Here is a 10924-nt window from a genome sequence, read left to right as displayed (position 1 = left end):
TAATCTGTCGAATTTGTTCCTTTGCAACTGCCATAAAAATACTCCTTTTCGATAAGAATTGTCATATCTGAATTCTTACCAAAAAGGAGCCATTTTTTACCAGAAACACAAACTTTTTTACACTACCATTTTAATTTTTCTTTTTCGGCATTTAAGAGCTCAAGATTAAGCCCTTGTTCTCCGGCGGTCTTATCTACCCAAAGATTCAAAGAGTCTATGGCTAAAGAAATTTCATCAAGTTTTTTACTGATATAAGCAAAATCTTTCATTTCATCATCGCTGATCTTACCGTCACGGGCAATCTGGATCAGACGACCGGTAAGAGGATTGATTTCATTCAGACCGGCAATTGTCTCCAGGATGATATTTGACAGATCAGTCACTTCTACTTCTGGAACATAGCGGTGGCCTATTTCACATTTGTGTGAGCAGTAATAGTTGCAGAGATCCGGTCGCTTATAAGCATCAGCCATTTGAATGATATCGTAAGGTGTAGGCTCCTGTGTTTCGTATTCGAATTTTTCGATTTTAGAATCCGAGACAGCCTCCATTTTATCACTTGCTTCTGCCCTTGTAAGCCCTGCAGCTTCCCGGCAAAGCTGGTAAATTGTTTTGTTTTCCCTGGTAGATTGTTTACCCATGAGAATTTCCTCCCCGTATATCGCAGAACATGAGAATCATCAATACATAAGATCACATGCAAGACATGTATTTCTTATATAGAGTTTATGTAACTATTCAGTAGCCACTGTCCCGCGAGGTGTTTTTATCGTTTAAATGCATTTTGGCTCGTAACTGTGAAGGTACTGAACAGTTACGAGTTTATTATACTTGAATCATCAGTCAACAACAAGTTCATAAATGGATAGGAAGCCAGAAAGAGTGAACAAAGAAAGAGAGGTAGTAAAATAAGACGAACAAGAAGTGACAAAATTTGCATTTTGTATATTGAAGATGTAAAATGAATTCTTGCGGAAGGAGATTAAGTGAAATTCCGACAGCGCTTTCAATCATAGCCTTATAATGTATTAGTGGCACTTGTCATGCTAGAGCGTGCCTGAAAAATTATTTCCACAAACTGGGACTCGCAGCTCACGAAAAGCCTTTTTCAGACACGCTCTAGAGCTTCCGGGTAAAAGACAGGGATTTAAGGAGAAATAAGACAATGTCAAAAGATGAATATTTAATCACAGATGCGCCCCTTAAAGCACTGACTGTTTTTGCAATGCCAATGATTCTGGGCAGCTTTTTTCAGCAAGTATATAATATGGTGGATTCTATTATCGTCGGTCAGTTTGTTGGCTCCTCTGCACTTGCGGCAGTTGGTGCCTGTGCTGCACTTACGAATGTCTTTATTTGTATAGCATTGGGTGCCGGTGTAGGTGCCGGTGTGCTTGTGAGTCGTTATTTTGGAGCCAGAGATTACAGCAAAATGAAAACAATCGTGTCAACATCACTGATCAGTTTCCTGATTCTAAGTATACTTCTGGGTGTCTTTGGCTTTTGCTTTTCCCATTCGATGATGAGGTTATTACAGACACCTGCTGATATACTGGAGGCAGCAGTACTGTATCTTCGTGTTTATTTTGTGGGCTTTCCGTTTTTGTTTATGTACAATATCCTTTCAACGATGTTTACATCGATCGGAGAGTCAAAAATTCCACTGGGTCTTTTGATATTTTCTTCTGTTTTGAATATATTTATGGATCTTTGGATGGTGGCAGGACTTGGCCTGGGGGTGTTCGGTGCAGCCCTTGCAACTCTCATTGCACAGGGGATTTCCGGAGTGTTTTCACTTTTGATTTTCTTTAGTCGGATGCGCCGGTATAAAAGCCATTTTGCCTGGTTTGATGGGAGAGAGTTACGTTCTATGCTTCGAATCGCCGTACCATCAGTTCTCCAGCAATCCACAGTATCAATTGGTATGATGATCGTACAGGCAGTTGTAAATCCATTCGGTACACAGGCACTCGCCGGTTATTCGGCAACGATGCGGGTAGAAAATGTTTTTTCACTGATTTTTGTATCCATTGGAAATGCAGTCTCACCGTATGTATCCCAGAATCTTGGCGCAAAGAAAATAGAACGTCTCAAAAAAGGATATCACGCTGCACTGGTGTTGGATCTGTGGTTTGCAGTTCTTGCTTTTGTAGTCATTGAAACACTGCATACTCAAATTTCCTCGTTATTCCTGGGGAAAGATGGAACCGCTTTAGCATATCAGGTATCTGGGGATTATATGAGATGGCTCGGTTACTTTTTCATTTTCATGGGTATCAAGATGGCAACGGATGGCGTTCTTCGTGGACTTGGAATCATGCGGCCTTTTCTCATTGCAAATATGGTCAACCTGGCAATCCGTCTGTCAGTTGCTTTGATCTGCGCACCTCGTTTTGGCATCGTATTTGTCTGGCTTGCTGTACCTGCCGGCTGGTTGGCTAATTTTTTGATTTCTTATGTGGCACTCAGAAAATCGTGGCCAACTGAAAGGGGAGAAATTTAACAACTATACTATACTCGGATTTCCCGTTGACATACTACATTCTATTTGATATTATTTATCAGGTAATAAAATATTCCATGAGGGAGTAGTTAGCGCGAAAGTGTGGTTTGTCAACATTCTGATTGTAGTACAGAGTACAATCTGGCAAATCTTAAATAATGAGACTCATGTATATCTTTACTTCGGAATAAGAAGTCTGATCCGAGGTGAAGATATACATGAGTCTTTTTTTACGCAGGCAGCGGGTCGACGTCGTGTCTGTACCAACCAGCAGAGTGCTGTAAGCTGCTGGAAGACAGGAAAAGATGTTGGGATGACGGAAACTCATGGAGAGAAAAAAGGAGGAAACTATGGAAAACTTTATTAACAATGCTCCATTTGCGCTGGTTCTGGTTGTACTTGTGATTGGGTTTGTGCTGTTGATCAAAGGAGCGGATTATTTTGTGGAGGGAAGTTCAAGTGTAGCAAAGCGTCTGCATGTGCCGGCAATCATCATCGGACTTACGATCGTGGCGATGGGAACGTCGCTTCCGGAGACGGCGGTCAGTGTGTCGGCTTCTCTTACAGGAAATAATGAACTTGCTGTGAGCAATGTCGTAGGTTCCAATATCTTTAATCTGATGGTGGTTATTGGTGTCTGCGGCGTGCTGGCTACGGTCAATGTGGCAAAAGAGACGATTCGAAGAGACATCCCGTTTTCACTGATCTGTGCCGGTATGTTACTGCTCTTTGGAATCGCCGGAATCGGAGATACATCTTCGATGATACTGGGGCATCTGGATGGCGTAATCTTTCTGGGATGCTTTGCCGGTTATATTTTCTATATGATCCGTACAGCGATGAAAGCCAGTAAAGAAGGAAAACAAGTGGAGATTGAAGGTGGTTCGGACGAAGAGATCAGGCTGATATCCATGCCGTTAAGTATTCTTTTTATCGTTGGAGGTGCGGTTGCTATTGCCATTGGTGGAGATGTTACTGTTGATGCGGCAGCAAGAATTGCCGGTGATCTTGGGATGAGTCAGACGCTGATCGGACTTACGATCGTTTCCATCGGAACTTCTCTGCCGGAACTGGTAACTTCAATCGTTGCAGCGAAAAAGAACGAAGTAGATATGGCACTTGGAAACGCAGTGGGATCCAATATATTTAACATTCTGATGGTTCTCGGTATCGCATCTGCGATCAGCCCGATTACGCTCATCAGAGAAAATATCATCGATCTGTGTGTGCTGATTGTATTTACCGTATGTGTGTGGATCTTTGCGGTGACAAAGAAACGGATCGGAAAAGTGGAAGGGTTCTGTATGATCGCACTTTATGTGGCGTATGCGATTTATATTGTGATCAGATAATAATTAAAAACAATTATTGAATCACAGAGAGGGAGAACATGTTATTATTTTTAAAGGTATTTTTTACGGAATTTATCGCGGAAATGGGTGACAAGACGCAGCTGATGCTGATCGCGCTGACTTCCAAGTATAAGTTAAAAGATATTATCATGGGAACGGCGGCAGCGATCCTGGTGCTGAATGGTCTTGCGGTACTGGCGGGCGGACTGGTCAGCGAATTTATCCCGGAATGGCTGATTAAGATTGTTGCAGCTTTTGCCTTCCTTTATTTTGCGGCATCGACGCTTGCAGGAGACGAGGATGAAGAGGAAGAAGAGGGCGGAAAGAGCAAGATCAAATTTGCTCCTCTGGCAGTGTTCTGCATGTTCTTTGTAGCAGAGCTGGGAGACAAAACACAGCTGACAGCCATTACCTTTGGTGCCAATGAAGGGATGGGGGCTGCGTTTATCGTATGGATCGGATGCTCTCTGGGACTTTTTTTGGCGGACATTCTTGGTATGCTGGTGGGATATCTGTTAAAGAGTAAGACTCCGGATGGACTGTTAAATACGCTGGCATTTGTGATCTTTGTAATCTTCGGTATCTACACAGCTTATCAGGCACTGAACCTGATCAGTGAAAACGTCTGTCCGATCACCGTATGGCCGCTTCTGTCAGCTGTTACGGTGGTTTTCGTGGTGATTTGCGTCTGGCTTTATATGAAAAAGAAAAAGGGCCAGGATGTGTCAGCGGATAAAGGATAGTTTTTGAAGGATAAGAAGCCTGTGGGTGATCGAGGATACGATTGCCGGACAGATTTCTGAGTAAAATATAAGGGAACAGATCGTTGTACAGGTCTGTTCCCTTATATTTTTGTCTTATATTATTTTAATGTGAATTCAAGATATACCGGATCATGATCCGAATAGGTATATCCGGTGTTGATGTTGTCGTAGGAGACGCATTCGATATTGTCCGAGATAATAAATCCATCCAGTGTTACGGTATACGTTTCACCCGGCACATATTCCATGTCGGCGTTTCTGGCGCTGTCCCACAGGGAATCCCGTTCCTCGTCCGTCAGCTGATCGATGCAGAAAGAAAAGTGGTCAGGAAGGCTGGCTCTCGGGAAGGGGTATGCCCAGGATTCAAGATTTTCGGAATCGTCCTCGGAGGCTTTCAGATCATGGTTGAAATCACCGCCGCACAGGACGTAATTGCCGGCCTCGTATTCTTTCTGCATGTCATCGGCAAGCATACGGATCTGACCCTCACGGATTGCGTCGCTGTTGCCGTAGGCGGACATGTGGAGTTCAAAAATTACAAGTTCTTTTCCGTTATCTACAGGCAGTCTGGAAATACTGTAGCAGCGATCCAGGTCAAAAAATTTACTGAAGGATGTAGACACCGGGAAACTTCTCCGCAGAGAATCGGTCACCAGATATCTGGAAAACAGAGCAAGCCCCGATTTGCTGCTTCCATGTGGCTGGGTAAACGGATAGAAAAGAAACGCGGAGTCATAGTTCTGTGCGAAGACAGAATTGTAGGAACTCAGGCAAGTCTTTAAGATGGAATATTCGTTTACATGATAACTTCTGGTGGAATCAAGATCTACTTCCTGAAGCAATGCAAAATCAGGTTCATAAGAAGCAATGAGTTCACCGGCTCCCTGTATGGTGTTCTGCACACTTTCTTTGCTTTTTGCCCAGGAGGATCTGCCGCCGTCCATGAAGAAACTGAAGTCCGGTGTGTAAGCACCGAAACCAAGGTTGTAGGTCAGTGCGGAGTAGGTTTCCCCGGCAGTCAGTGCCGTGTTATACCGTGCGGATGCAGAAGCCGGGAGGGCTCCGGAAGTCAGTCCCTCCAGATCTTCTCCGGCGTCAGGGGCAGATTCCACTTCCAGAACCAGATTGTCTTCGATGCGATGATAGCTGGCATATAGATAGATGATATAAGCAATCAGCACCAGCAAAATCACCCCGAGTACGATACCAAGTACTTTAAAAATTTTCTTTACGGTTTTTTTCATAGTATGTCTTTCTCTTTGTAAAATCCAGGTAAAGTTTTTATTTCTTTGAGTGTATCATATTCAGGGCGAAAACTCTATAGAGCAATATTTAATCTCATAGATATTTGGTGAAAATGTGTTACGGCTTGCTCTGTTTGTAACAGTTGAAAGATTCTGCTTCTGTTATCCGATCGGTTCAAAATCAGCAGCTCCGTGTTTACACAGCGGGCAGATGTAGTCTGCCGGAAGTTCATCGCCCTCGTAGATATAACCGCAGACTTTGCAGACAAAACCTTTCTTTCCTTCGGTTTCCGGTTTTGGTTTTACGTTGTTCTGGTAGTAGGTGTAAGTCATGGTTTCCTGATTGCTCATCACGCGGGCTTCGGTCACGCTGCAGATAAACATACCGTGGGTACCGAGATCTACATAGTCTTCTACTTTGAGAGACATAAAGGCATTGATGTATTTATCCAGGAAGACCAGTCCGTTGTCGGAACGGTGTACGGTCTGACCGGCGAATTTATCCACGCTTCGTCCGGTCTGGAAGCCAAACTGCTGGAAGACGGAGAACGGTGCTTCCGTGGACAGACAGTTGACATTTAACATACCGGTCTGTTTGATGACATGGTGTGAATAGTTTGCTTTGTTGATATTAACTGCTACACGGTTCGGGGTATCGGTCAGCTGGATGACGGTGTTTACGATCAGACCGTTATCTTTTTTACCGTCGTTAGAAGTTACCACATACAGGCCGTAACCGATCCGGAACAGTGCGGTCAGGTCATTTTTATTGGCAAGGGTATCGTTCTGGGCAATGTACTCTTTGCACAGTTCATCTGCCATGGCTTCCAGCTGATCCTGATTGTCCTGATTCATGGCAGAGAGGATCTTTACGGTGGTATCGAGCCAGTTGATCTTTTTACATTTTGCCATCATCTCACGCATCACCTTGGCAGCCAGAGGAGCCCAGGAACCGTTCTCGATCAGACCTACCGTACGGTTCTGGAAGTTGTGTTCCACCAGACGGGAGATATAGTCGTGCATAAACGGATAGATGCTTGCGTTGTAGGTTGTGGTGGCAAGGATCAGTTTGCTGTAGCGGAAAGCATCGGAGAGAGCCAGGGACATATCGTCTCTTGCCAGATCGTATACGACAACCTTCGGACATCCTTTGCTTCTTAATTTGTAAGCCAGCAGATCGACTGCTTTTTTCGTATGACCATAGACGGAAGTGTAGGCGATCACAATGCCCTCTTCTTCCGGTGTGTAGGAGGACCAGGTGTCATACAGACCGATATAATGTCCGAGATCTTCTGAAAGTACCGGTCCGTGGAGTGGGCAGATGATCCGGATATCGAGGGTTGCAGCCACTTTTAAGAGGGACTGAACCTGTGTGCCGTATTTTCCTACGATGCCGATGAAGTATCTGCGGGCTTCGTCATCCCAGTCTTCTTCCACATCCAGGGCACCGAATTTGCCGAAGCCGTCAGCGGAGAAGAGCACTTTATCAGTGCTGTCGTAAGTTACCATAACTTCCGGCCAGTGTACCATCGGAGCAAATACAAAGGTCAGCTGATGGTTTCCAAGGCTTAACGTGCCACCGTTGGTAACTTCGAGCTTCTGTCCCTCCAGAGTAAGTCCGAAAAAGTTGTAGATCATCTGGAAGGTCTTCACGTTGGCGACAACGGTGGTGTCCGGGTAAACTTTCAGGAAATTAGCCACGTTGGCTGCATGATCCGGTTCCATGTGCTGCACGATCAGGTAGTCCGGTTTGCGGCCATCAAGTACCTGCTCCAGGTTATCCAGCCATTCGTGGGTGAAGTTTGCATCTACGGTGTCCATGACAGCGATCTTTTCATCGAGGATCACGTAAGAGTTGTAAGCCATACCGTTGGCTACCGGGTACTGTCCTTCAAATAAATCAACTTTGTGATCGTTGACGCCTATGTATTTGATAGTATCTGTGATTTTCATATATGGGAACCTCCTGTGTGTGGAATCTGTTTTCTTGTTATCGTTAGTATACCCGGAAAAACCGGAAAATTCTGTTGCAAAAGCAACAAAATTGGAGTATGTTAAAAAAAACACAAAAAAAGAAAGACGGGGGAATACAGATGGAGAAAGTGACATTGTTTTCACATATCCTGCCGGAAGAACAGGAACGGATGTGGGTCTGTTTTCAGATGCGTGAGATTGTATATGAAAATAACGAGATCATCATGGAGTATACGAATACGATGAAAAAGATCGGTTTGATCGCGGAGGGACAGGCTTCTTTATATGGCAGCGATGCGGAGGGCAATCAGTATCTGATGGATGAACTGAAAAAAGATGATGTCTTCGGGGAACCGCTGCTGTTACCGGAGATGTCGCAGCATTATTATGTCTGTGCGAAGGCGAAGACGCGTGTGATCTTTATTGATTATGAGCATGTGATCAAGCGGTGTGAAAATGCATGTAAATTTCACAGCCAGATGCTCAGCAATCTGTTACAGATGATCGCCATGCGTGCCAGCCAGCAGGCAAACCGGATCTATGTCTTATCGAGAAACAGTACCCGGAAAAAAATTATGGCGTATCTGAATGAAGTGGGAGGAGGGAAAAAGAAACAGGTATTTACACTGCCGGTATCTTATACGACTCTGGCAGAATATCTGTGCGTGGACCGGAGTGCAATGATGCGGGAATTTAAAAATCTGTCGGAAGAGGGAGTTTTGTTCCGGGAAGGGAAAAATATACGGATTTTGTTGTAAAATGGAAGAAAAGAGATCTATAATTAAGGAAAAGAGGTACGTGTATGAAACTGACATTTTTAGGAACAGGAGCAGGGGAAACATATCCAGGATACTGGTGTGAATGTCCTCATTGTACTTATGCAAGAAAACACAGAGGAAAAAACCTGAGAACAAACAGCAGCATGGTGATTGACGAAGAACTGCTGATCGATATCGGACCATCGTGTTTTGATAATGCAGCCCGGTTCGGAGTGAATTTATCAAAGCTCAAGACACTTCTGGTCACACATCCTCATGAAGATCATCTGTATCCGCAGCATCTGCACTGGAGAAATACAGACGAAAGCTTGCTGCCGCTTACTTATGTCGAAAAAATGAGACATGGAGGTCCACGGTTTACCGATATCCCGCAGCTGAATATTTACGGGAATTCTTTCGTGATGGAAACACTCAGAAAAAGTCTGGATGACATGGAAGAACTGAAAATAAATCTGCATGAGATCAGAGAGGGAAAGGAAGAGAAAACGGATGGGTACAGAATCTTGCCGGTTCGCGGAAATCATGGATCGCAACGGGGATTTTCCCACAGTTATATCATTCAGAAAGATGGAAAAACGTTATTGTATGCGCTGGATTCCGGAAGTTATGACGAGGATCAGTTTGCATTGATACAGGAACATCAGTACGATGCAGTTATTATGGAAGGAACTACAGGACTGAATGAACAGTATGGCGGACATATGTGTCTGATGAACAATATCCGAATAAGGGACCGATTGAAGGAAAATAAGTGCCTGTGTGAGAATAGTAGATTTCTTTTGACGCATCTGTCCCCACACTGGTGTCCGCCGCATGACTGGTACGAATCGATTGTGGCGTCAGAAGGACTGGAACTGGCTTATGACGGTTTACAGATCGAGGTCTGAAAGGAAATAAGAGGTTCTGCATAAAAACAATGTGATTTTTTTGTCAAATATAGTGAATTGACCGGTAGTCAGTGTAATGTTACAATGAAGGAAACCGGGAAACTGTTCTCAGTTTCCCGGTTTCCTTTTTCGCTGAACCGTAAATGAGAACAGGACAGGAGAGAGAAATGAGAGAAAAAATCATTGATACAGCAATTGAAGAATTTACCAGGAATGGTTTGAAATTTACGATGAATGATGTAGCGAAAGCGTTGGGGATCAGTAAAAAAACCATCTATACGGTGTTCGAGAGTAAACAGGATGTGCTGATGGCGATTGCAGACCGATATGCCCGTGATTTTACGGATATGCGGCAGGAGATCGAGGCGGATACCGAACTGGATACACTGGAAAAGCTGGAACGGCTGTTTTGCGCAATTCCGACCAAGTATTATAACATCGGACTTAGCAGGATCTTCGAACTGGCACAGAAGTATCCGAAGCAGTATAAGTACCTGATGGAAGCAGTCAGTCAGGGGTGGGCACTTGCCGAGCAGTATCTGGAGAAAGGTATCCGGGAAGGAAAGATCCGGAAGGATATCTCGAAACCGGTCGTTATGGCGATGATCCGGGGAACGGTAACCTGCTTTCTGGAGAGCGATATTCTCTACAAGAACGGGCTGACCTACGAACAGGGAAAAGAAGAGATGGTACAGATTATCATGAAAGGGATAAGAGAAACGTGAAAGAGGTAAGAGTCCTTGAGATCAAGGAGAGCGTATTTGCAGACAATGACCGGCAGGCGGATAACCTCCGCCGGGAGTTAAAAGAACAGGGAGTATTTCTGATGAACCTGATGTCTTCACCGGGATCCGGAAAGACTACAACACTGAAAGGAACAATCGAGCGGTTAAAGGATCGGTTCCGGATCGGTGTGATGGAGGCAGATATCGATTCGGATGTGGATGCAAAGGCGATTGCAGAAACAGGGGCCAAATCGATCCAGCTGCATACCGGGGGTATGTGCCATCTGGATGCGGAGATGACCCGGCAGGGCGTGGAGGGTCTTGGCGTGGACGATGTGGATCTGGCGATCCTGGAAAATGTGGGCAATCTGGTCTGTCCGGCAGAATTTGATACGGGTGCATCGAAAAATGTGATGATCCTTTCCGTACCGGAGGGGCATGACAAACCGCTCAAATATCCGCTGATGTTTCGGATCTGTGATGCGGTGCTGATCAACAAGATCGATGTACTGCCTTATTTTGATTTTGATATGGAACGGGTGAAAGAGTATATCCATCAGAGAAATCCACAGGCGAAGGTATTTCCGATCAGTGCGAAGACAGGGGAAGGCATGGATGCGTGGACCGAGTGGCTGGCTGCGCAGGTAAACGCATGGAAAACCGGTGTCTGAGATGATATGACAGTGACAAAAGGGA

The 10924-nt window shown here is 44.7% G+C and carries 11 protein-coding genes; 8 read left to right on the top strand and 3 right to left on the bottom strand.

Going from position 1 to position 10924, the window contains the following annotated elements:
- Window positions 1–122: 122 nt before the first annotated feature.
- A complete protein-coding gene (locus tag FYJ57_RS03320; protein WP_154431521.1) occupies window positions 123–641 on the bottom strand; it encodes a helix-turn-helix domain-containing protein in 519 nt (172 codons plus the stop codon).
- A gap of 423 nt (window positions 642–1064) precedes the next feature.
- Between FYJ57_RS03320 and FYJ57_RS16500 the strand changes: the two genes are divergently transcribed.
- The 4 genes from FYJ57_RS16500 (at window position 1065) to FYJ57_RS03305 (ending at window position 4598) form a co-directional block, all read left to right on the top strand.
- Window positions 1065–1136, top strand: coding sequence for a DUF6783 domain-containing protein (locus tag FYJ57_RS16500; RefSeq protein ID WP_408636457.1), 72 nt, complete (start codon window positions 1065–1067; stop codon window positions 1134–1136).
- 29 nt (window positions 1137–1165) lie between these two features.
- Window positions 1166–2503: an MATE family efflux transporter gene (locus tag FYJ57_RS03315; RefSeq protein ID WP_154431520.1), complete on the top strand. Its 1338-nt coding sequence runs from the start codon at window positions 1166–1168 to the stop codon at window positions 2501–2503.
- Window positions 2504–2853: 350 nt separating this feature from the next.
- The gene (locus tag FYJ57_RS03310; RefSeq protein WP_154431519.1) at window positions 2854–3855 is read left to right on the top strand and encodes a calcium/sodium antiporter; all 1002 of its coding nucleotides are present in this window, start codon (window positions 2854–2856) and stop codon (window positions 3853–3855) included.
- Window positions 3856–3893: 38 nt separating this feature from the next.
- Complete coding sequence (locus FYJ57_RS03305; RefSeq protein ID WP_154431518.1) at window positions 3894–4598, top strand: TMEM165/GDT1 family protein; 705 nt, start codon at window positions 3894–3896, stop codon at window positions 4596–4598.
- Window positions 4599–4717: 119 nt separating this feature from the next.
- Here FYJ57_RS03305 and FYJ57_RS03300 read toward each other — a convergent pair whose 3' ends face one another.
- Complete coding sequence (locus tag FYJ57_RS03300) at window positions 4718–5863, bottom strand: endonuclease/exonuclease/phosphatase family protein (protein WP_154431517.1); 1146 nt, start codon at window positions 5861–5863, stop codon at window positions 4718–4720.
- Between the two features lie 162 nt (window positions 5864–6025).
- Window positions 6026–7816 (bottom strand): flavin reductase, encoded by a 1791-nt coding sequence (locus tag FYJ57_RS03295; protein ID WP_154431516.1) that lies wholly within the window; start codon window positions 7814–7816, stop codon window positions 6026–6028.
- 140 nt (window positions 7817–7956) lie between these two features.
- Between FYJ57_RS03295 and FYJ57_RS03290 the strand changes: the two genes are divergently transcribed.
- From FYJ57_RS03290 to hypB, 4 genes are all read left to right on the top strand, one after another.
- Window positions 7957–8595, top strand: coding sequence for a Crp/Fnr family transcriptional regulator (locus tag FYJ57_RS03290; RefSeq protein ID WP_154431515.1), 639 nt, complete (start codon window positions 7957–7959; stop codon window positions 8593–8595).
- Window positions 8596–8639: 44 nt separating this feature from the next.
- Window positions 8640–9503 carry an MBL fold metallo-hydrolase gene (locus FYJ57_RS03285; RefSeq protein ID WP_154431514.1) on the top strand — a complete coding sequence of 288 codons (864 nt, stop codon included), beginning with the start codon at window positions 8640–8642 and terminating at the stop codon, window positions 9501–9503.
- A 167-nt stretch (window positions 9504–9670) separates the two neighbouring features.
- Window positions 9671–10228 carry a TetR/AcrR family transcriptional regulator gene (locus FYJ57_RS03280; RefSeq protein WP_205839900.1) on the top strand — a complete coding sequence of 186 codons (558 nt, stop codon included), beginning with the start codon at window positions 9671–9673 and terminating at the stop codon, window positions 10226–10228.
- Window positions 10225–10899: a hydrogenase nickel incorporation protein HypB gene (hypB, locus tag FYJ57_RS03275; RefSeq protein WP_328597424.1), complete on the top strand. Its 675-nt coding sequence runs from the start codon at window positions 10225–10227 to the stop codon at window positions 10897–10899. Before FYJ57_RS03280 ends, hypB begins: the two co-directional genes overlap by 4 nt.
- The last annotated feature ends 25 nt before the right edge of the window (window positions 10900–10924 follow it).

The sequence above is a fragment of the Oliverpabstia intestinalis genome (assembly GCF_009696065.1).
In the GTDB taxonomy this organism is placed as follows: Bacteria; Bacillota; Clostridia; order Lachnospirales; family Lachnospiraceae; genus Oliverpabstia; species Oliverpabstia intestinalis.
Note: the sequence above shows the minus strand (reverse complement) of the source record. Positions and strands in the feature narration are given on the sequence as shown.

Coding starts and splice junctions, on each gene's coding strand:
- FYJ57_RS03315 (WP_154431520.1), top strand. CDS start 1,166: ATGTCAAAAGATGAATATTTAATCACAGATGCGCCCCTTAAAGCACTG.
- FYJ57_RS03285 (WP_154431514.1), top strand. CDS start 8,640: ATGAAACTGACATTTTTAGGAACAGGAGCAGGGGAAACATATCCAGGA.
- FYJ57_RS03320 (WP_154431521.1), bottom strand. CDS start 641: ATGGGTAAACAATCTACCAGGGAAAACAAAACAATTTACCAGCTTTGC.
- FYJ57_RS03290 (WP_154431515.1), top strand. CDS start 7,957: ATGGAGAAAGTGACATTGTTTTCACATATCCTGCCGGAAGAACAGGAA.
- FYJ57_RS03310 (WP_154431519.1), top strand. CDS start 2,854: ATGGAAAACTTTATTAACAATGCTCCATTTGCGCTGGTTCTGGTTGTA.
- FYJ57_RS03295 (WP_154431516.1), bottom strand. CDS start 7,816: ATGAAAATCACAGATACTATCAAATACATAGGCGTCAACGATCACAAA.
- FYJ57_RS03300 (WP_154431517.1), bottom strand. CDS start 5,863: ATGAAAAAAACCGTAAAGAAAATTTTTAAAGTACTTGGTATCGTACTC.
- FYJ57_RS03305 (WP_154431518.1), top strand. CDS start 3,894: ATGTTATTATTTTTAAAGGTATTTTTTACGGAATTTATCGCGGAAATG.
- FYJ57_RS03280 (WP_205839900.1), top strand. CDS start 9,671: ATGAGAGAAAAAATCATTGATACAGCAATTGAAGAATTTACCAGGAAT.